Genomic DNA, 19,497 nt, shown 5'->3' on the forward strand with positions numbered 1-19,497 from the left:
GTAACTGTCAAACTCAGGAATAAAATTGATTGAGCAACTTCTAGAAGGTGGAGTACCTGGAGTACATATTTTTACTATGGGGAAAGGAAAGATAGTAAAAGACATTTTAAGTGCATTTAATGGAGCTTTTTAGAATTTCTTTGGGTGCGGGCTGCAGAACGAAATGAGGAAGCCTTTTGCTCTTACTATTGGGTGGGAAACGGGGCAAAGGGGTGTTGAATAATGTTTCTAAAGACAGTATAAATTTTTTAGAGGAGGCAGAAAAAAAATGGCACGCCCGGAGGGAATCGAACCCCCAACCTGCGGTTTTGGAGACCGCCGCTCTACCAATTGAGCTACAGGCGTATTGCTTCAATATTATAACATAAAAGTAGAAATCTATCAAGCGTTTTTTTCTTTAAATTAGAGTGAATTGATTTGTTAACAATAATGTGATATGCTTATGAATAGAGAAGTTTGACATGTATCTTAAAAAAAGAGTCCTTCTATTTATATTATAAAATATTTAATATAATAGTAACTTTAAATTATACCTCGTCTTTTACTTTTTTCATACTTTTTACCAAATTTCTTTCTTTTTATAGTATACTAAGGAAGGATTATTAAGTAATGGGGTGAGCAAATAATGTTCGAAAATTTACAAAAAAAGTTGACAGGAGTCTTCAAGAACCTATCAGGTAAAGGTAAATTATCTGAAAAAAATATAAAAGACGCTGTTAGAGAAGTAAAACTTTCTCTGTTGGAAGCGGATGTACATTATAAAGTGGTTAAAGAACTGATCGATAGGGTTAAGGAAGAAGCGGTTGGATCTAAAGTTCTTGAAAGCTTAACTCCTGATCAAGAATTTATCAGAATAGTTCGAGACGATTTAATAGAATTGATGGGCGGTAAAGAAAACAGTAAGATTACTATTTCTCATAACCCTGGTTTTATTATGCTTACAGGTTTACAAGGAAGCGGTAAAACAACGACCGCGGCTAAATTAGCAAATCTTTATAAGAAAAAAGGAAAAAACCCTTTGTTAGTTGCTGCTGATACTTACAGACCAGCAGCTATCGATCAACTTGTACAGTTGGGTGAGGATATTGGTATTCCTGTCTTTACTGGTGATAGGGTAGACGCTTTGAAAATTGTAGAAGAAAGTAAAAAATATGCTGAAAAGCTTTTACATGATATTGTTATTGTAGATACCGCGGGTCGTTTGCACATCGATGAAAAGATGATGGAAGAGTTAGATAAGATAAAAAAGATAATTAATCCAGATGAAATTTTGATGGTCGTCGATTCAATGGTTGGTCAAGACGCAGTCAATTCGGCAAAAGAATTTAACGATAAATTGGATCTTTCTGGTTTTGTTGTTTCAAAACTCGACGGTGATTCTCGTGGCGGGGTCATCATTTCTATAAGGTACATAACGGGAAAACCTGTCAAGTTAGTCGGTGTTGGTGAGAAGATAGATGATTTGGAAGAGTTTTACCCAGATAGATATGTTGGAAGAATTTTGGGAATGGGAGATGTACTTTCTTTCATAGAGAAAGTAGAAAAAGATATAGATAAAAAGAAAGCAGAAGAAGATGCGGAAAGGTTTATGGATGGAAAGTTCGATTTAAAAGATTTTCTCGAGCAAATTCGACAAATAAGAAAATTAGGGCCTCTCAGTAATCTTTTAGAAATGGTTCCTGGAGTTCCAAAGGAACAGGTGGATGTAACCAAAGGTGAACAAGAATTAAAAAAATTCGAAGCAATAATTAATTCAATGACTCCAAAAGAGCGTAAAAACACTAGAATACTAACTTATTCAAGAAAACAACGGATAGCAAAGGGAAGTGGGACAACTCTTCAAGATATCAATAGACTTTTGAAATCGTACGATCAGTTGAAAAAAACGATGAAGCAAATGAAAAAACTCAAGGGCAGAAAACTGATGAAAAATCTACCTTTTTAAAATACTAATAATAATTAAAAATATGTGGAGGTGTATTAATGGTAAAAATCAGATTGAACAGGATGGGAAGGCGACATCAACCGTTTTATAGAATAGTTATCGTAGACTCAAGAAACAAAAGGAGCGGAAAATATATAGAATCAATCGGATACTATGATCCTCTAAATAACTCAAATCAGTACAAAGTCGACGAAGATAAGGCTTTAGATTGGCTTTTAAAAGGTGCTCAACCCACAGACACAGCAAGAAGAATTCTTAGAAAAATGGGTGTCATGAAAAGATATGATGAAATAAAATTTAGAGCTAGAAAAGAAAAGAATACCAAAAACTCTGAGAAAATTGTTGAAACAGAAGGAGAAAAAGTCAAAGAATGAAAAATCTGCTTTTAGACATTTTGAACAACATCGTTAAACATCCAGATGAAATAAAGATCATTGAATCCAATGAAGAAAAAAACGTAATATTTGAAATATACGCGAATTCTGAAGATGTTGGACAAATAATTGGAAAAGACGGTAGAACTATTAAATCCATAAACATTCTTTTAAATGCAGCAAAAAAAGATCCTGAGAAGAAATTTATTTTAAAAGTAATTAGGTGAGTGAATTGAAAAGTTTATCTAATCTTTTGGACAACAAAATCTCTGTAGCAAAAATCGTTAATAGCCATGGAGTGCACGGAGAGGTAAAAATAGTACCTTTTACCAATGTAAAAGATGTGATAACGAACTTAGAAGAAGTTCTCTTATACAACATCTCAACCAGAAATTTCTTCTTTAGTAAGGTATTACAAGTTAAACCATTAAATAAATTTTTTGTATTAAGCTTACGTGGAATAAAGGACATGGACGAAGCTAAAAAAATGATAGGTTATGAAGTTTTTATCGATAAGAAAGATCTTCCTTCTCTTAAAAGCGACGAATATTACTGGTATGAGATTTTAGATTCTGAGGTTTACTATGAAGACGGAGAATACGTTGGAAAGGTAGAAGAAATAATTCAAACAGGTGCAAACGATGTTATCTCCATAAAAAATGTTGAGGATGATAAAGAAGTTCTCATACCAATGACAGATCATTACATTGTTGAATTAAAAAAAGAAGATAAAATTATTATAGTAAAAAAGATAGAGTGGTACGAAAATGGAACAAATCAAAAGGATTAAAATCAGTGTTTTGACGATTTTCCCCACTATGTTTGATATTATCAAAAACTATGGAGTAATCAAAAAGGCTATAGAAAAAGAATTAGTTGAAATAGATATATTCAATCTAAGAGATTACGCAACTGATAAACACAAAGTAACTGATAAACCTGGTTACGGTGGAGAAAATGGAATGGTTATGCTGGCAGAACCTTTTTATCGTTTTTACGATGAATACATACTATCTAAGAACCGTAAACCTTATATAGTTTTACCTTCTCCACAAGGCGAAGTATTTAATAACGATTTAGCTTTTGAGTTAGCAAAAAAAGAGGAATTAGTTTTTTTCTGTGGAAGATACGAAGGAATAGATGAAAGGGTTAAAAAGATCGTTGACAAAGAAGTTTCAATAGGAGATTACGTTTTAACTGGCGGCGAAATCCCTACCATGGTTATTATCGAAACTCTTTTAAGATTTTTGCCCGGAGTAATAGGTTCAAAAACAAGTGTGGAAAACGATTCTTTTTACAATGGGCTTTTAGACCATTCACACTACACCAAACCTCGGGATTTTAGAGGAATGCAAGTGCCAGAAATTCTGTTAAGTGGGGATCATGAGCGTATTAGAATCTTTAGAAAAAAAGACAGTTTGTTAAAAACGATATTGAAAAGGCCTGATCTATTTATAAAGAAAGAATTAAATGAAGAAGAAAAAAAGATTTTAGTAGAGATTATTCAAGAAATGCTTAACAAAAACTCTAATTATTTTAAGGAGTCCCAAGATGTTTGATAAACTATATGTGGCCTTAATTCACTATCCTATTCTAAAAAAAGACGGAAGTATTGTTTCAACAGCTGTTACAAATTTTGATGTTCACGATATTTCAAGAACCTGTAAAACTTATAACGTAAAAAACTATTTCTTAGTAACTAATTTACCTGCTCAACGAAAGATTGTAGAAAAGGTTTTAGATTACTGGCTCAACGGATATGGAGGAGAATTTAATCCCAACAGAAAAGAAGCGCTTGAAATATTTAAAATAAAAAATTACCTGGAGGACGTTATCGAAGAAATAGAAAAAAATGAAGGAGAACGTCCAAAGATAGTTTTTACATCTGCTAAAGCAAGAAATAATGTTGTTTCTTTCGAGGATCTAAAGAATAAGATAAAAGATTCTGACCATCCCTTTTTAATTCTTTTTGGAACCGGTTGGGGAATGCCAGAAGAGATTAGAGAAATTTCTGATTACGATTTAGAACCCATTAGAGCTAATGGAGAGTTCAATCATCTTTCTGTAAGGTCAGCGGTAGCAATAACCTTAGATAGATTAATAGGCGAAATTGTTTGATTTCTAGACTCTTCTGTGGGAGAGATTGTGATTTTGCAGCCTTGTGCAAAAAGCTTTTGCTGATCTGTGCAAAATGGTTTGTTTGCAATGCTTTAGAAATGTTTCCCAAAACTCGTTTCTACGCAAACGACGTATTGAACTTGGGGATCTTAAGGGGGAACCCCCTTAACGTCCGGGCGAAAGGGGCGCTAAATGAAGTTTCTAAAGACACTATGAAAATAATATTTGGGAGGTTTAAAAAATGGACAAAATCATAAATGCAGTAGAAACAAATTATAAAAAAGAAGATATCCCTGAAATTAGACCAGGTGATACCGTAAGAGTCAACGTGAAAGTTGTGGAAGGAGAAGGTGAAAGAAAAAGAGAAAGAATCCAACCCTTTGAAGGAATAGTAATAAAAATAAGAGGCGCTGGTCTTGGGCGTTCTTTCACTGTTAGGAAAATAGGTGCGGATAGAGTAGGCGTTGAAAGAATCTTTCCATTTCATTCTCCATCTATAAGCAGCGTAGAGGTCTTGAAAAAAGGTAAAGTTAGAAGGGCTAAACTTTATTACCTGAGGGATGTTAAAGGAAAAATAAGGATTAAAGAGAGGAAGGATTGAGCCTTTTGAAAGAGGCTACTAAGAAAAAAATTAAAGATGAAACCTTAGATTGGATTTACGCCATAATATATGCACTAATATTCGGAACAATTATTAGACTGTACGTGTTTGAAACAATGATGGTTCCCACTCCTTCTATGGTTCCAACAATCCAGGTATACGACAGGTTATTTGTAGAAAAAGTTACTTATGAATTTGCTGAACCAAATAGAGGCTCGATAGTGGTTTTTTGGACACCTTTTGTGGATATCAGGGCACAACAACAGTTACGTGCTTTTGATAAGTTTATGGATTTTTTTGCTCCAGCAAAATTTGAAGGCCATGTAAAATATGTGAAGAGATTGGTGGGGAAACCGGGTGATACCTTGAGATTGGTACCGGTCGAAGAAACTTTTTGGGAAGATATTAAAAATGGTAAAATTCAAAATATTCCCGATTGGTTAGATTTTATTATTGATTATTATGAAAGTGTAGATTATATTCCAACCCAGATAAAAAACAAGGTTTCAAAACTTGAAATAAACGGCGAAATACTACCTGAATTTGAAAATATTTATTATTTAAGAGATGCAATATTTGAAGATCCTAAATTCTTTGATTATATAGCCTATCCTGATAAATACAGTTATGAAATCGCTACATCTGATTTATTTTTTATGTATAAAGATAACTTCACAGGCAGATTGATACCAGCAAAACCCACTATTGAATGGTACAAAGAAATGAGAGATACACTCTTATTTACTGATTTTTATGAAAACGAACTTTCAAAATTGGATTTACCTTCTTTAATATTCAAAGATGAAAAAGGCCTCGTAAATGTGAAAATTCCAGAAGGATACTATTTCTTCATGGGTGATAATACACTGGAAAGTCAAGATAGCCGCTTTTTTGGATTTGTTCCTGTTGAGAACGTAATTGGAACAACTTTTTTAAGAATTTATCCGTTTGACAGATTTGGAAAGATATAGCTAACCCTATCAAAAAAACCGCCAAAAGGCGGTTTTTTAAGTTTAAAACTGGCGGAGACGGTGGGACTCGAACCCACACGGGGTGTAACCCCATCGGTTTTCAAGACCGACGCCTTAGCCAATTAGGCTACGTCTCCACCAATATGAACGAAATGCACAACCCAAAAGAATTATACCATATAAGGAGCGTTTTGTCAATGAAAGAACTGGATGAAAAGGCTGAGAAAATTAATAAATACATTGATATGTTAATTAACTACCCTGTAAATTTAACCGCTTATGCAAGCGAAAAAGACGCCTACGAAAACCTTATTTTAGATAGTATAATTTCTATAGAGGCAGAAGACAGCTTTCTAAATTCAAAAAGGGTTGTAGATATAGGAACCGGCGGAGGTATACCTGGTTTAGTATGGGCTATATACTTCCCAGAAAAAGAATTTTACCTAGTAGACAGCATATCAAAAAAGATACAGGCTTTGAAAATTTTTATAAAAGAGCTAAAATTAACTAACGTTTATTTGTTCTGTGAAAGAGCAGAGGATTTTGCAAAAACCCATAGAGAATATTTTGACTTTGCCACATGTAAAGCGTTAGCCAGAAGTGATATTGCATTAGAATATTTGACACCACTCGTGAAAGTAAATGGCTTTATATCTCTATTCAAAGGCCCATCATACTTCAAAAATGAGAAAAAATATACACAAAACGTGTTGAAAAAGCTGAATATAGCTGAGTTTAAAGAAATCGAATACGAAATTGGAGAAGACAAGAAGAAAAGGTATTTTATACTTTTTAAAAAAATTGGAACAACCCCCCAAAACTTTCCGAGGCAAGTAGGGATTCCAAAAAAATTTCCTTTAGGAGAAATCAAATGATAAAAATAATTGTTGACGAACCTTATGAGGGTTCTATGAATATGGCATTGGATATATCCATAGCCAAACTAAGTACAATTAGAAAAATTTCTACTTTAAGGATCTACCAATGGAAATACCCCACCTTATCCCTTGGGAAACATCAAAAAACGAACAACCTAAACTGGGAGTTTATAAAAAGTAACAATATTTCTATTGTAAGAAGACCCTCAGGTGGGAGAGCGGTTTTACATAATAATGAAATAACCTATTCATTTTCAACTTTTGTTAGCAACAAAAACTTACCAAATAATCTACTTGCCAGCTACATGAAAATCTCTCAAGCGTTAATAAGATCGTTACACGCATTAGGAATAGAAGCGGATCTTGAAAGGTCAAAAAAAGAAGGAGTAACCAAAGACCTTTGCTATGACGCCCCTTCATTTTATGAGGTGAAAGTTAACGGAAAGAAACTAATTGGAAGTGCCCAATACAGAACGGCAAATTTCATTCTCCAACATGGTTCAATTCCAATTAAGCATGATTATGAAACCTACATTAATTCTTTTAAATACTCTCATACTGATTGGATAAAACGGCATTTAATTAGTTCTACTATCGATTTAGAAACAATTTTAAAAAAACCTATTTCAAAGATAGAAATAGTCAGAGCTTTTGAAATAGGTTTTAAATCAGTCTTCAAAGAAGAAATATCAGAAGGCTTTTTAGAACAAGAAGAAATAATTCTTGCACAAAAAATGAAAAATAATTTTATCGTTCTGGAGGAAAAGAATTAACAATTTGGTTCACCAATGGCTTTAAACTTTGTTGAGTCAATAGATTAGCATATTCAACATTTATCCATTCTTTAATCCATTTCTCAGCGTTTGATTCAGGAATTAATTTATCCTTTTTAAATAGGTCATCATCTTGGGCAGAGTTCAATATCTTTGCAAAGATATCCGACACAAAAGCTTCAGTCGCGTCTCTTACGCCTATTTCATTATAATTTATACCAGATACATTAAATGCAGGCCCAATTATGTTTGCCATTTACATCACCACCAAGTCAGCATATATGTAAGCTTGAGCGCTTTGAATAATTGCAATTATATCTTGAGGAGTTGCTCCAGCCGTTTTCAAAGCTGTAATCAAATTTGAAACCGTTGCAGGTTTTCCACTTATTTTCCCGTTTTCAACACTTACACTGAAGTTACCATAACTAACGGTGAAATCTGCTATTTCAACATCTCCTCCAAGAACTATTGTTCCTGTTTTTTCGTTGATTACTATCTTGGCTTTTACATCGGGAGTAATCTCTATCTCTTCAATTAAAGCTAAAAAAGATATGATATCCTCTTCAAAATATTTTGGAACTTCTATTCTAATCGAAGATGGATCAAGAGCTTTTGCTATTTTTAATGAAAAAGTTGAATTTATTGCGTTGGCAACTCTCGCCGATGTTGTTATATCTGGTTGTTTCAAGTTGATAGTTACCGTATTTTCATTTACAATCTGTGCAGGAATTTCTTTCTCTATAATTGCCCCTTCAGGGATATAACCAACAACTTTGTATCTGTCTTGTAGGTTAGATGATGAACGGATATTGGCTCCACCAGTTAAGACATTCCCTTGTGCAACAGCATACACTTTATTATCAGCACCATAAAGAGGTGTTTGCATTAAGACTCCATTTTCAATTGAATCAGAATCTCCTATGGCAGCTACAGTAACGTCTAATCTCATACCTTCCTTGTAAAAAGAAGGTATATCAGCAAAGACCATAACAAGCGCTGTATTTTCTGTTTCTACATAAGAGGTAAGATTGATGTTAAAATTAGCCAGCATATTGTTTATCATCTCAGAGGGTACATCCCCTGAATCACCGCTACCATCTAAACCCGTAACTAAACCGATTCCAAATAATTGATTGTCCCTTGCACCTCTGAAATTAGATATATCTTTTATTCTAACTCCAGCAAAGGCATATATATTAACAATTAAAATTAATAAAAAGGTGACAAATAAATTTTTTCTCATTTTGACTCCCTTCTAAAAGAATATATTTGCTATTCCTGAAAGTATAGACGTTAACCATGATGGTTCGCTAGGATCCTGCTGGAAAACTATATCTCCATCGTACCAAATTTTTGCATTCGCTAAACTAGAAGAGTAAATAGTTCCATCTTTTGCAATGTTTTTTGGAGAAACGTAGCCTTCAACAATCATAGTATTTCTGTTGTTACCCACCTTAATTTCCTTTTCTCCTCTAATTTTTAAAAGTCCGTTTTGGTCCTCTTCTTGGATTATTGCGGATACAAATAGTTGAACCTCTGCAGAAGAAGAGGCACTTTTTTGATCATTTTGTACACTAACCTGCGTTGGATCTCCAGCCCCTATGGGCAAAAAATTGGATAAATCTACCCCTCCTATATTTGTAACTACTGAGTTAACCGTATCAACAGACGCTTTTTTATAATCAGGCATACTTTCAGATAAAGAGAGGGAAGGATTTTCAGAAACGACAATGGTTACCACATCTCCTACCCCAAAATCCTGGTTATAGTTGTAAATAGAATTACCTTCTTCATCATTCTTATTCCACAATGATTCAGAGAAACCAAGGCTCGCTAAAACTAGAAAAATCAAGAAAAAAATAAAAACTTTTGATAACTTTATATCAGTCATTTTTGAGAACCTCCTAAACTAACCTGAAGTATTGGACCTTCTTTTAGTTTACCGGTTATTATGTTCCCGTTTTCAACATTCCTAACGCTCAAAGTATCTCCAAAATTTGCATTTGTCATAGCCCTCGCCAAAGTAGAAACCGTGATACCCTCAAATTCTACTAAAACCGTTACAATGTCTCCAGCTTTAACGTCAGGTATACGTCTGAGATAAGTTGCATCAGCTATTTCGCCTTTTTTTACATCTTTGGTTAATTCATAACTTCCAGATCTTATTAATTCTATATCTACAGGTTTAATGTTGATGGTTAGAACATTTTTAGTAGCTGGTTCTGTTAATTCTTCATTCAACGTTGTTCCTCTGGTTAAATCTTTGGAGTATACAAGTATTTCTTCACATTTCGATACATTAGCAATAACTGTAAGTGTCTTTTGATTGTTTTTGTCATCTTTTACGTTCAAACTTATATACAACTTATCGTAGCTTTGAAAGATCCTTATTACTTCTGCCGATAAAACCTTTTCAGGAAGAACCTTTAGATCTATACTATTCACTGTCAAAGAATTGTCGTACTCTTTTATCTTTTGCTGTAAAAAAATTTCTAAATCAATGTACTGAACATCTATATCTTTATTATCGTTTTTGTATATAACCGTGACCGTACTTTCTTCAAAAACAAGGTCAAAATCGCTGTAATAACTACTCATTAAACCGTACAAAATTTTAGAAAGCTCTTTTTCAGAATAAATTATCTTCTCATTAACTATATAAGAGATCGTCCTATCTGACTTCATTTCAGGGAATATATCTTTAAGAGAAAAAATCCAATCTTCACTGAATATAACGGAGGGAACTGTAAAAACTATGCTCGAAAAAACAATTGATGATACAAACAACATCATAGAAAAAAATATAATTCTGATTAATCGTGTCAAAGTCATCAACTCCCTTCCATTTAACAACCACCATCAAAAAAACTCAAGGGAGATTACGGTTTATCTCTTAACATTTGAAACGGTTCTCAACATTTCATCAGCGGTTGTGATAGTTTTAGAATTAATGTCGTAAGCTCTTTGTGCAACTATCATATCTACCATTTCTTTAACAACATCGACGTTGGATTTTTCTAAATAACCTTGTTGTAAAGCTCCAAATCCATCTTGACCAGGTATCCCTTCCGTTGGATTACCGGAAGCTGGCGTTTCAGAATATAAGTTATTACCTATGGGTTTTAACCCCCCAGGGTTTAAAAATCTCACAGTAGTGAGATTCCCTACATTTTGAATCGTTCCATCTCCCAAAGAAACACTTACTATTCCATCCGGAGAAACGTTTATTCCCACAGCATTTTGAGGAATCACTATATTTGGAATAACCATCAATCCATCACTAGTAGTAAGTCTACCGTTGGCATCCAATTTAAAAGAACCATCCCTAGTATAGGCTATACTTCCATCTTGCATCTGAACCTGAAAAAATCCGTCTCCCATGATTGCTATATCGGTAGAATTGTCTGTTGGTTCTATGTTTCCTAATGTGAAGATCCGTGTTGTTGCAGCCAAGCGTGTACCATGACCTACATAAAGACCTGTTGGTAAGGTTGAACCCTGGGCAGTTGGAGTACCTGCTTCTTTTACAGACGAGTATAACAAATCTTGAAACTCTGCTCTCTGCTTTTTATATCCTGTTGTATCAACGTTTGCAAGATTGTTTGAAATGATATCTAACTTTCTTTGTTCAGCATTCATACCGGTTGCAGCGTTATACAAAGACACTAACATAATTTACCCCTCCATTTAAAAATCTTTATAATTATCTAAATTAGTTAAAAGTTTGAAGTTATTTCAATAAGCTTTGCGTTGAGTGAATCTCCTGTTGATACTGCTTTTTGTAGAATATCAAACTTTCTATTTGCTTCGATCATCTTAATCATCTCATTTAGGGCATCAACGTTTGAACCCTCAAGAAACCCTTGTTTCACATAGAAGTTATCTGCTTGTCCTATCTCTTCTCCCGTGAAATAATTTTCACCGTATTTATTCAAATTCTCTACATTTAGGATGTTTAATCTTATGTTTGTTCCCGATATATTACCTTCTTCATCCACAAAAAAATTATCTGGATTTATACGTATAGGGTTATTTTCTTCATCTAACACGTAATCACCGCTTTTTGTGACAAGATAATTTTCAGGACTTAAAGAAAATTCACCATTTCGTGTGTAAAAGTAGTTACCGTTTCTCTCTATTTTAAAAAAGCCGTCGCCTTCTATTGCAAAATCTAACTTTCCGTTTGTTTCAATTAAAGATCCTTGTTCGAGATTTGGAATTACCTCGTCCAAAATAACCGAACTATAAATGTTCCCTATCGGTTCGCCTTTTCCTTGTGCATTTTGATATGATCTAATCTCTTTTTCGTATACACTTTTAAATAGGTTAAAATCCTTTTTGTAACCTACAGTGTTAAGATTAGCCAAATTGTTGGAAATAGAGTTCAATTCAGCAAAAGAGTTGAGCATGCCAGCCGTTGCATTGTATATTCCTCTCATTTTATTTCCTCCTGGTGGATGGTTCTAATTTACTTGTACTTTGTTTAATAATTCTATGTCTTCCAACAAAATTCCTGTACCTTTTGCACAAGTAAGATGTGGATCTTCCGGAATGTACGTTCTTACGCCAGTTTGCTCTGATATTAATTTATCCAATCCTCTTAGTCTCGCCACCCCTCCAACAACTATAAGTCCATTTTGCATTATATCCGCTGCTAATTCTGGAGGAGTTTTTTCTAAAATATTTTTTATTTTATTTATTATTTCATTTAATATTGGTTTGATTGCGTAGAAAATATCGTCCGAAGTTAGTTTTAAATTCGAAGGAAGCCCTGTTTTGATGTTCTGCCCTTTAACTTCCATTTCAAGATTTTCTTCTTGAGAAAAAGCCTTGCCTATGTCGATTTTCAACCTTTCAGCGGTAGTTTCACCAATCAAGAATTTATATCGTCTTTTAGTATATTTAATTATTTCTTGATCCATGGCTTCACCTGCGACTTTTATCGTTTCACTTATGACACAGCCTCCCAAACTCAAAATCGCTAAGTCTGTGGTGCCTCCTCCTATATCGATTACCATATGACCATTAGGTTCTGTGATATCTATTCCACTACCTATAGCAGCAGCTAAAGGTTCACTTATAAGAAATACTTTAGAAGCGCCAATCCTACTCCCCGCCTCTTTAACCGCCCTTCTTTCAACGTCTGTAGTTAAAGCAGGTATCCCTATGATTAATCGTGGTTTGTACATATTAAAACCTTTGGATTTGGCTTTTTTGACGAAATATCTCAATACTTCCTCTATGATGCTAGGATCCGTAATAACCCCATCCTGCACGGGCCTAATAATTTGTATTTGACTAGGAGTTTTTCCAACCATATCTTTTGCTTCTTTTCCTATTGCCAACATCTTTTTTTTACTCTTATCAACTGCTACCACTGAAGGTTCTTCAAGGATAATCCCTTGACCACGCTGATATACTACAAAGGTTGCAGTTCCTAAATCTATTCCTAAATCAGATTTTGCCATAATTTACCTCCTATTTTTTCTTAAGAGATTTTAAAATTTTAAAAATGTGCCTGGCGGGAGTCGAACCCGCATCTTTGGATCCGGAGTCCAACGCTTTATCCGTTAGGCTACAGGCACATCAATTCATTACAATTAATATTTACTTGAATTTTTTCTCTGTTTTCTTTAGTTGTTATAATTAAATCATAATAATCTTTTAGGTCTGATATCAAAGTGGTACTTTCGAATCCTTTTTTGTAGTAGTGCCAAAATATCCAAGGATCTTTTGCAAAGATAGAAACATTTTCAAACTCCTTATTAACCTGAACATCCCAGATCAAAATATCTTTGTAATTTGAAAAATCTTTTTTTAGATTATATACCTCTCTTACTTCCAAGGCAATGGCGTTTCCTGGGCTTTGAATAAAATTGGATAGAATGAGTACACTACTATTTTGATCTTTGGTCCTTTTTACTTTTTTATAGCTCACTTGTCCTTTAACCTCACTGTACAAAGAGGAAGTGGTCAATCTTTCATCCACAAAGTAAATTTTGCATCCTATTCTTTCTTTTATCTTTATAGCTTCATCTATACTTAAAAAACTCTGTTTTGAATATCTCCCAGACATGGAAATTGGTAATCCAAACACGATTAAATCGTCATGGTTTAAATCCAACGAAACCAAATATTCTAACAGTTCTTCTGACGGTATCGTCTCTTTTGGTAATGGAATATTTATATCTTGTTTTAAAAAAGCTATACCGCACTTTCTTGTTCCATAATCGATTCCATATATTTTTAAGTTCTTAATAGTTCCCATATAATATCTTTCTCCAATTTAACTAAATCATATTTAACTCCATTTTCATCTAATATATAAATGGCTTTTTCTTTATCTCTAGAGGAAAAGCAAATAACCGGTGCACAAGCTTGTAAAACAGACTTGGGCGAGGGGAAAATCTTACAAAAAACACCGTTCTTCGCTAACATCTCTTTTATTTCTAATATTTGATAATTTTCATTTAGTAAAACTAAATCAAGATCCAACGTTGTTCTCATATCTTTACTCATTTTATAAACTTCTTGCTCCTGCTTTGGAATTGCCTTTCAAGAATTCAATTAATTCTCTTGTATCTAAATTTTCATAGAAATTGATAGAATTTTTTAATATCCAATTATCTAATATATTTTCTTTGAAATTAGAGCTTTCACGTAAACCTTTTAGATTAAAATTATCCAATATCTCCACTTCTTCCTCATTTACCTTTATCAACTTTGCATCTTCCATCACGTTTAAAACAGTTTCTGATAACGATTTATCACCCTTCAAAAGAGAATCTTCTATCTCTTCTACTTTGTAATGACCGTCGGCTATAAAATCGTAGACAAGTTTTAACACCTTGAAAGATGGATACTTTCTTGAATATTCGTAAAGTAATTTAACTTTGAACCGATTATTGTAAGCCAATATGATAGTTGTTCTTTGAGTTTTTTTCATCCATGTAGAAACCAAGTCCAAAAGCTCAATGTCCGTCTTTGGAACATCCACAATTATCAAAATTGGAGAGAACTGCTTAACTTCAAAAGCTATACCGTTGTTAGAAAAAGAGGTTATATAAAAATTAGCTTTCTCATTTTTAAATTTTTCTCTGGAAATAAGTTTTTCTCTAAAACTCATTGAATGGTTGAAGAGTTTTATATTGTTCTCGTCAACTTGTAATTTCTCATCTAGCAGTCTTACTAAAGACTTTTGCCTCTCATAATCATTCAAAACCAATACTTTTCCATTTCTTTCATTTGAGTAATCCTTCAAAAGCCCCAAAATATTGTTTTTTTCCCTCACCACTTCAAAATTATTATTAGAGAAAGATATAAGAATTTTAAATCCTGCTCGTTTTAAAATTTCTTTTAATTCTTCACTGTAAATAGAACTAAAAATACTAATTTCAGGCTTTTGAAGAGCGTATTTCCTAAATTGCTGATATTCTGAAACTTTTCTTACTACCGGATGAAATAATGAATAGAAAGGTTCATCGATAATAATTTCAGCTTGCATAGAATCAAGCAATTCACGATTTTTAATAAACTTGGGTACTGTGACAAAGATCACTCTACAATCAGATATATGCTCTGGTGTGAGTGTATATTGATTACTAAAATATAATAAATTCTCTGGAAAATAAGTATTTATTATCTTATATATGTGTTCCAATAAACTGTTTGTGGCAGAAACGATTATCAGCTTTTGATCTTTTTTCAAAGATAGTTGAATTTTTTTCAGTAACGAGTCATTTTTTATCTTACTTGGAAGAAACATTGCAACCTTACTTCTACTTAAATTATCATTTAATATTTCAACATTCATGATCTTGTTCAACTCATCCTGAAGAATATTAGATGCAAAGTTCCATTTTGCATTTTCCTCTTGTTTTATTCTCTCATTAACCTTCAAATCTTGCAAGTAAAATTTAACGTAACTATTTTTTAAATTATAAGAGTTCTCTATTCTAAAGGTGCCGACAAGATCTGTAAATAGGTCTTTTTTGTTGTTCTCTGTTAGTTCGCTTAATTTGTATCCTAAATCGTATCCTAAAACATCTATGATTAAGGAATCTTTGTTGAGTGTTCCTGAAAAACTTTGAGAACCATTGCGAAAGAAACTTATGTTTTCGAGTTTAGCGTTTCTTATTAAAAAAACTGGCTCCTGATTACCATACCCAAAAGGTTCTAACCTGTTTATATCTTCAAACATCGTTTCCCATATTCCTTCTATTTCCATATCCACATCAATTTGAGAGGTTAATCTTTTATCACCGTATAACTCTTTGTAAGCGGTGTTAATCTCCTTTCTTAAAGTTTCTATATTTTTAGAAAGAAGGGAAAAACCTGCGGCAAACTTATGACCACCGAACTCTTCAAAAATACCTCTTTCACTGACTTTGAGAAGGAGCTCCATTAAATCTATGCCCTGAGGACTTCTTCCTGATCCTTTACCCATTTCCTGATTTTTTGATATCATCAAAACGGGTTTATTGAATTGATTTGACAATTTGGAAGCCACTATTCCAAGAACTCCCATATGCCAGTCTTCACCACTTAACACCAACACAGGATCCTTCTTATATTCCGGGTACAAATCTAACAAACTTAAAGAGTATAAATAGATTTCCTTTTCGGTACTTTGCCTTTTTGAATTTAGCCGGAGTAATTCTGAAACCGCTTTTTTTAATTTTTCTTCATCTTTCTCGGTCAACAATTTAAACGCCGCGTGTGCGTCTGACATCCTTCCCGCAGCGTTTATCTTCGGAGCAATCTTAAAAGTGATGGCACGTGAATTTATCTCAGAATCAACTATCTTCAATTCATCGAGTAAATATTTTAAACCTTTCGTTGGATTAGTTTTTAATTTATTCAATCCTATCTTAACCAAGTATCTATTTTCTGAGGTTATCGAGACTATATCAGCAATAGTACCCATTGCCACAAGGTCTATATATTCAAAAGGATCTAAAGAATTATCGTAACTTTTGTAGAGAGCTTGTAGCAATTTAAAAGTTACACCAACCCCTGCTAGATCTTTGAAAGGATATTCATCGTCTTCTCTTTTTGGGTTCAATATCGCATCTGCATTTGGAAGATTTTCTTGAGGTAAATGATGATCGGTAACTATAACTTTCATTCCAAGACTTTTTGCATAGTCAATTTCTTGTATGGATGTTGTACCACAATCAACAGTAATAATATTATTATAATTTTTGCCTTTTAACTCTGCTATAGCCTTAACGTTTAGACTATAACCTTCTTCTATTCTAGATGGAATGTAAGAAGTTACATCATAACCCAATTTTTTTAAACCAAGATACAAAACCGAAGTCGCAGTCACACCATCAACATCGTAATCGCCGAAGATCGCCACTTTTTCCTGTTTTTCTTTGATTTGTTTGAGAATTTCTACGGCTTTTGACATATCTTTCATCAAATAAGGATCAAAACTCTCCAAATCCAAATGATTTAAAAACCTATCTCCCTCTTCTGGTGTTTCAATATTCCGAGACACTAAAAGTTTCGCCAAAAAATCGGAAATTCCCAAAGCTTTAGATAAGGTTTTTGCAACTTTTTCTTTTTCTTGATAACAAGGACGCTTTGGGTCCCAAAAAACCTTCCATTTACTTTCCATATTAAATTTCTCCCTTCTCTTATTTTTTTCTTTATAAATATTATACATTATTAGTACTAAAATATTAAAGAAAGATTTGTAAAGATTCAAAAAAGCTAAATTGTTGTATAATATTGAAGACTGGATCAATACAATTAGAAGAGGTGCAATTTGTGTGAAAAATATATTATTGATAATCTTTCTTTCTACTCTATCTATTTTTTCATGGGCTTTAACCCTTGAAGAAATAGAAAATCTTTCAAAAAGCCCTGCAACTCTGGAATTGTCATGGGAATATTTTTTAGAGTACATTATAGAAAATCCCAGTGATGCTAAAATTACTGATACAGGTTCGTTAATATCAGCTAAAATCTCTTTGTTTAACAAATATAGAAATTATAATTTTGCCAACTTTATTATTTCTGAAGACCTAAAAAATTTTTGCATTAACTTGGGAGTATTAGGCACTAATTTTTCCATTGCAGAGGAAGATACCAATAAAATTCTGTTCATCTTTCCTGAAATTGTCCCTATTTTGAATGAAATATTTAACACAGGGAATTTTGAAGAATCTTATTATAAATATTTGTATAAATTAGAAGGATTGAAAGAACATTTGCAAGTAAATTCCTATGAAACATTTATCAAAACAACTATAAGTAATTCTCTTTCTTCCCCAATTTATTTCGATGAAGATGTTGAAAAGTTTATTGAAGTTTTCGTACCTGCAAATAATTATATCTTGTTTGAAAAGTTTATTTCTGAATCCAAATATCTAGTCGATGAAGATAAGTACCTAGGAGCATATAAATTACTCACATTTTTAAACAAACACAATTCAATAAATGAATCTGTAGTAGCATATTCTCAACTTAAAAATTATTTTGATTTAAAACAGAGGTTAACTTTATTGAACGATCAGGTTTTCTTTGTCGAGAAACAGGAACTCTCTTCTTTTATATCTGAAGTATACAAAGTTGGAGAGGATTTAAAGTCACTTACTATAGAAAAAAATTTACTTTACAACATATTTTTACCGTTATTAAAAGCTTTAAATTCTAAATTAGAAAATATACAAGAAAAAGTACCGGTCGTTGATGAAAACTTTGAAAACTTATCATTCTCTTTCAGTGAACAAATAAATGCCGAGATTTTGAAACTGCAAATGCATATTACCAGAATAGAAAACTTACCCGCTGTGTCAGAAAGTGTTACAGCAACTTTGGTAGAACAACCAACAGACTCACAAGAAGCATCAGCAAGAAGAATCTTTGTCTATTTACTGCTTTCTATTTTAGGTGCTTTTATTATAATTTTCTTGTATTTTGAATTGTACCCCTCGTATTCAAAAATCAACTTTTTATGTACACTGAAATTAGGTAGGTTTGCTGCTCACTTAGCAGAAAAACTCATTTTAAAAAATCCAGAAGATTATAAGGCTTTTCTAATTTTGGCAAAATCATATGAAGTTGCAGGAAAGTATAACGCATCAATCAACGCTTATAAGACCGCCTTGAAATTAAAAGACAAAACAAAAGAAGGTGAATAACTTGAATTTTTTAGTAATTTCAACTACTCTAAAAAATATATTCGTTGTATTAAAAGATGAAAAGAATAATATTTATACAAGGACTTTGACTGAGAATAAATCCGGTAATTACCTCGCTAACGCGATCAAAGAAGTAGCAGAAGAATCAAAAACAAATATAAAAAACATAGATGAATTTGGCATAGATATAGGGCCCGGATCGTTCACCGGGATCAGAGTAGCTATTTCTACTTTACAAGGGCTTTTAATAGATAACCCAGAAAAAGAAGTTTATACCTTTTTCTCTTCTGATGTCTTGTACCGTTCCACCGTGAATAACAACCCCGATCTTAAGAAAGAAAAGTTGGCTGTCTTGAAAAGAGCCCGAGAAAATGCCGCATATGCATCTATATACGAAAATGGGAAAAGAATCTTTGGTCCTCAAATGGTCTTTGAAGAGTTTTTAAGAGATTCTTTGAACAATTGTATTTTAATAAATGAAGAAGCAGAATATTTTAAAAACAAATACAAACTGGAAAATGAAGTATTTTATTCGAACATTGATGAAAAGTCTCTAATTGAAGAAGTTATCAAAGGAAAGAGAGTAAAAGTAAAAAACTTGGAACCTCTTTATCTTCAAAAACCTTTAGCCGTTGAAAATTTAGAAAGGGAAAAAACAAAATAGAGCAAGGATAAATATCTACT

General features: G+C 32.9%; 22 protein-coding genes and 3 tRNA genes. 12 read left to right on the forward strand and 13 right to left on the reverse strand.

Going from position 1 to position 19,497, the window contains the following annotated elements; translation table 11 throughout:
• Positions 1 to 269 precede the first annotated feature (269 nt).
• Positions 270 to 345: transfer RNA gene (locus X927_RS00900), tRNA-Trp, on the reverse strand.
• 280 nt (positions 346 to 625) lie between these two features.
• Here X927_RS00900 and ffh point away from each other — a divergent pair.
• The 8 genes from ffh (at position 626) to lepB (ending at position 6,009) form a co-directional block, all read left to right on the forward strand.
• Positions 626 to 1,945, forward strand: a complete 1,320-nt coding sequence (ffh, locus tag X927_RS00905) for a signal recognition particle protein (protein WP_103076244.1) — start codon at positions 626 to 628, stop codon at positions 1,943 to 1,945.
• Positions 1,946 to 1,983: 38 nt separating this feature from the next.
• The gene (gene rpsP / locus X927_RS00910; RefSeq protein WP_103076245.1) at positions 1,984 to 2,319 is read left to right on the forward strand and encodes a 30S ribosomal protein S16; all 336 of its coding nucleotides are present in this window, start codon (positions 1,984 to 1,986) and stop codon (positions 2,317 to 2,319) included.
• Positions 2,316 to 2,546, forward strand: coding sequence for a KH domain-containing protein (locus X927_RS00915; protein ID WP_103076246.1), 231 nt, complete (start codon positions 2,316 to 2,318; stop codon positions 2,544 to 2,546). The genes rpsP and X927_RS00915 overlap by 4 nt, the downstream gene beginning before the upstream one ends.
• A 5-nt stretch (positions 2,547 to 2,551) precedes the next feature.
• Positions 2,552 to 3,109, forward strand: a complete 558-nt coding sequence (rimM, locus tag X927_RS00920) for a ribosome maturation factor RimM (protein WP_169925084.1) — start codon at positions 2,552 to 2,554, stop codon at positions 3,107 to 3,109.
• Entirely contained in the window at positions 3,087 to 3,878 is a 792-nt protein-coding gene (gene trmD, locus X927_RS00925) for a tRNA (guanosine(37)-N1)-methyltransferase TrmD (protein WP_103076248.1), read from the forward strand. Before rimM ends, trmD begins: the two co-directional genes overlap by 23 nt.
• On the forward strand, positions 3,871 to 4,437 hold the full coding sequence (locus tag X927_RS00930) for an RNA methyltransferase (RefSeq protein WP_103076249.1): 567 nt from the start codon (positions 3,871 to 3,873) through the stop codon (positions 4,435 to 4,437). The genes trmD and X927_RS00930 overlap by 8 nt, the downstream gene beginning before the upstream one ends.
• 241 nt (positions 4,438 to 4,678) lie before the next feature.
• On the forward strand, positions 4,679 to 5,038 hold the full coding sequence (gene rplS / locus X927_RS00940) for a 50S ribosomal protein L19 (protein WP_103076251.1): 360 nt from the start codon (positions 4,679 to 4,681) through the stop codon (positions 5,036 to 5,038).
• Positions 5,035 to 6,009: a signal peptidase I gene (gene lepB / locus X927_RS00945; protein ID WP_245855437.1), complete on the forward strand. Its 975-nt coding sequence runs from the start codon at positions 5,035 to 5,037 to the stop codon at positions 6,007 to 6,009. The genes rplS and lepB overlap by 4 nt, the downstream gene beginning before the upstream one ends.
• Before the next feature lie 49 nt (positions 6,010 to 6,058).
• On the opposite strand, the gene X927_RS00950 is transcribed toward lepB, so the two are convergent.
• Positions 6,059 to 6,146 (reverse strand) — tRNA-Ser (locus X927_RS00950).
• 60 nt (positions 6,147 to 6,206) lie between these two features.
• Between X927_RS00950 and rsmG the strand changes: the two genes are divergently transcribed.
• Together rsmG and X927_RS00960 are read left to right on the forward strand one after the other, a co-directional pair.
• Positions 6,207 to 6,884, forward strand: coding sequence for a 16S rRNA (guanine(527)-N(7))-methyltransferase RsmG (rsmG, locus tag X927_RS00955; protein ID WP_169925085.1), 678 nt, complete (start codon positions 6,207 to 6,209; stop codon positions 6,882 to 6,884).
• Positions 6,881 to 7,660 carry a lipoate--protein ligase family protein gene (locus tag X927_RS00960; RefSeq protein WP_103076253.1) on the forward strand — a complete coding sequence of 260 codons (780 nt, stop codon included), beginning with the start codon at positions 6,881 to 6,883 and terminating at the stop codon, positions 7,658 to 7,660. The genes rsmG and X927_RS00960 overlap by 4 nt, the downstream gene beginning before the upstream one ends.
• On the opposite strand, the gene X927_RS00965 is transcribed toward X927_RS00960, so the two are convergent.
• The 11 genes from X927_RS00965 to recJ all read right to left on the reverse strand — a co-directional run bounded on the left by X927_RS00965 (position 7,635) and on the right by recJ (position 17,285).
• Complete coding sequence (locus X927_RS00965) at positions 7,635 to 7,916, reverse strand: hypothetical protein (RefSeq protein ID WP_103076254.1); 282 nt, start codon at positions 7,914 to 7,916, stop codon at positions 7,635 to 7,637. The two genes, X927_RS00960 and X927_RS00965, sit on opposite strands and share 26 nt — an antisense overlap.
• Positions 7,917 to 8,903 (reverse strand): flagellar basal body P-ring protein FlgI, encoded by a 987-nt coding sequence (locus tag X927_RS00970; RefSeq protein ID WP_103076255.1) that lies wholly within the window; start codon positions 8,901 to 8,903, stop codon positions 7,917 to 7,919.
• Positions 8,904 to 8,915: 12 nt separating this feature from the next.
• Positions 8,916 to 9,551, reverse strand: a complete 636-nt coding sequence (locus tag X927_RS00975) for a flagellar basal body L-ring protein FlgH (RefSeq protein WP_103076256.1) — start codon at positions 9,549 to 9,551, stop codon at positions 8,916 to 8,918.
• Complete coding sequence (gene flgA / locus X927_RS00980; RefSeq protein ID WP_103076257.1) at positions 9,548 to 10,492, reverse strand: flagellar basal body P-ring formation chaperone FlgA; 945 nt, start codon at positions 10,490 to 10,492, stop codon at positions 9,548 to 9,550. The genes X927_RS00975 and flgA overlap by 4 nt, the downstream gene beginning before the upstream one ends.
• Positions 10,493 to 10,546: 54 nt before the next feature.
• A complete protein-coding gene (gene flgG, locus X927_RS00985) occupies positions 10,547 to 11,332 on the reverse strand; it encodes a flagellar basal-body rod protein FlgG (protein WP_103076258.1) in 786 nt (261 codons plus the stop codon).
• Between the two features lie 44 nt (positions 11,333 to 11,376).
• Positions 11,377 to 12,099 (reverse strand): flagellar hook-basal body protein, encoded by a 723-nt coding sequence (locus tag X927_RS00990; RefSeq protein WP_103076259.1) that lies wholly within the window; start codon positions 12,097 to 12,099, stop codon positions 11,377 to 11,379.
• Between the two features lie 24 nt (positions 12,100 to 12,123).
• Complete coding sequence (gene mreB, locus X927_RS00995) at positions 12,124 to 13,128, reverse strand: rod shape-determining protein (RefSeq protein WP_103076260.1); 1,005 nt, start codon at positions 13,126 to 13,128, stop codon at positions 12,124 to 12,126.
• A 45-nt stretch (positions 13,129 to 13,173) separates the two neighbouring features.
• Positions 13,174 to 13,245 (reverse strand) — tRNA-Arg (locus tag X927_RS01000).
• The gene (locus X927_RS01005) at positions 13,236 to 13,928 is read right to left on the reverse strand and encodes a RuvX/YqgF family protein (protein ID WP_103076261.1); all 693 of its coding nucleotides are present in this window, start codon (positions 13,926 to 13,928) and stop codon (positions 13,236 to 13,238) included. Before X927_RS01005 ends, X927_RS01000 begins: the two co-directional genes overlap by 10 nt.
• Positions 13,907 to 14,179 carry a putative Se/S carrier-like protein gene (locus X927_RS01010; RefSeq protein WP_103076262.1) on the reverse strand — a complete coding sequence of 91 codons (273 nt, stop codon included), beginning with the start codon at positions 14,177 to 14,179 and terminating at the stop codon, positions 13,907 to 13,909. The genes X927_RS01005 and X927_RS01010 overlap by 22 nt, the downstream gene beginning before the upstream one ends.
• Before the next feature lies 1 nt (position 14,180).
• The gene (recJ, locus tag X927_RS01015; protein WP_169925086.1) at positions 14,181 to 17,285 is read right to left on the reverse strand and encodes a single-stranded-DNA-specific exonuclease RecJ; all 3,105 of its coding nucleotides are present in this window, start codon (positions 17,283 to 17,285) and stop codon (positions 14,181 to 14,183) included.
• A gap of 154 nt (positions 17,286 to 17,439) precedes the next feature.
• Here recJ and X927_RS10135 point away from each other — a divergent pair, with 154 nt between their 5' ends.
• Positions 17,440 to 18,813: a tetratricopeptide repeat protein gene (locus X927_RS10135; protein WP_169925087.1), complete on the forward strand. Its 1,374-nt coding sequence runs from the start codon at positions 17,440 to 17,442 to the stop codon at positions 18,811 to 18,813.
• A 1-nt stretch (position 18,814) separates the two neighbouring features.
• A complete protein-coding gene (gene tsaB / locus X927_RS01020; protein ID WP_169925088.1) occupies positions 18,815 to 19,477 on the forward strand; it encodes a tRNA (adenosine(37)-N6)-threonylcarbamoyltransferase complex dimerization subunit type 1 TsaB in 663 nt (220 codons plus the stop codon).
• Positions 19,478 to 19,497: the final 20 nt, after the last annotated feature.

The sequence above is a fragment of the Petrotoga mexicana DSM 14811 genome (assembly GCF_002895565.1).
Taxonomy (GTDB): Bacteria; Thermotogota; Thermotogae; order Petrotogales; family Petrotogaceae; genus Petrotoga; species Petrotoga mexicana.

Excerpts from the sequence above, each read along its gene's own strand:
- ffh (WP_103076244.1), top strand. The coding sequence starts at position 626 with ATGTTCGAAAATTTACAAAAAAAGTTGACAGGAGTCTTCAAGAACCTA.
- rpsP (WP_103076245.1), top strand. The coding sequence starts at position 1,984 with ATGGTAAAAATCAGATTGAACAGGATGGGAAGGCGACATCAACCGTTT.
- X927_RS00915 (WP_103076246.1), top strand. The coding sequence starts at position 2,316 with ATGAAAAATCTGCTTTTAGACATTTTGAACAACATCGTTAAACATCCA.
- trmD (WP_103076248.1), top strand. The coding sequence starts at position 3,087 with ATGGAACAAATCAAAAGGATTAAAATCAGTGTTTTGACGATTTTCCCC.
- X927_RS00930 (WP_103076249.1), top strand. The coding sequence starts at position 3,871 with ATGTTTGATAAACTATATGTGGCCTTAATTCACTATCCTATTCTAAAA.
- rplS (WP_103076251.1), top strand. The coding sequence starts at position 4,679 with ATGGACAAAATCATAAATGCAGTAGAAACAAATTATAAAAAAGAAGAT.
- rsmG (WP_169925085.1), top strand. The coding sequence starts at position 6,207 with ATGAAAGAACTGGATGAAAAGGCTGAGAAAATTAATAAATACATTGAT.
- X927_RS00960 (WP_103076253.1), top strand. The coding sequence starts at position 6,881 with ATGATAAAAATAATTGTTGACGAACCTTATGAGGGTTCTATGAATATG.
- X927_RS00965 (WP_103076254.1), bottom strand. The coding sequence starts at position 7,916 with ATGGCAAACATAATTGGGCCTGCATTTAATGTATCTGGTATAAATTAT.
- X927_RS00970 (WP_103076255.1), bottom strand. The coding sequence starts at position 8,903 with ATGAGAAAAAATTTATTTGTCACCTTTTTATTAATTTTAATTGTTAAT.
- X927_RS00975 (WP_103076256.1), bottom strand. The coding sequence starts at position 9,551 with ATGACTGATATAAAGTTATCAAAAGTTTTTATTTTTTTCTTGATTTTT.
- flgA (WP_103076257.1), bottom strand. The coding sequence starts at position 10,492 with ATGACTTTGACACGATTAATCAGAATTATATTTTTTTCTATGATGTTG.
- flgG (WP_103076258.1), bottom strand. The coding sequence starts at position 11,332 with ATGTTAGTGTCTTTGTATAACGCTGCAACCGGTATGAATGCTGAACAA.
- X927_RS00990 (WP_103076259.1), bottom strand. The coding sequence starts at position 12,099 with ATGAGAGGAATATACAATGCAACGGCTGGCATGCTCAACTCTTTTGCT.
- mreB (WP_103076260.1), bottom strand. The coding sequence starts at position 13,128 with ATGGCAAAATCTGATTTAGGAATAGATTTAGGAACTGCAACCTTTGTA.
- X927_RS01005 (WP_103076261.1), bottom strand. The coding sequence starts at position 13,928 with ATGGGAACTATTAAGAACTTAAAAATATATGGAATCGATTATGGAACA.
- X927_RS01010 (WP_103076262.1), bottom strand. The coding sequence starts at position 14,179 with ATGAGTAAAGATATGAGAACAACGTTGGATCTTGATTTAGTTTTACTA.
- recJ (WP_169925086.1), bottom strand. The coding sequence starts at position 17,285 with ATGGAAAGTAAATGGAAGGTTTTTTGGGACCCAAAGCGTCCTTGTTAT.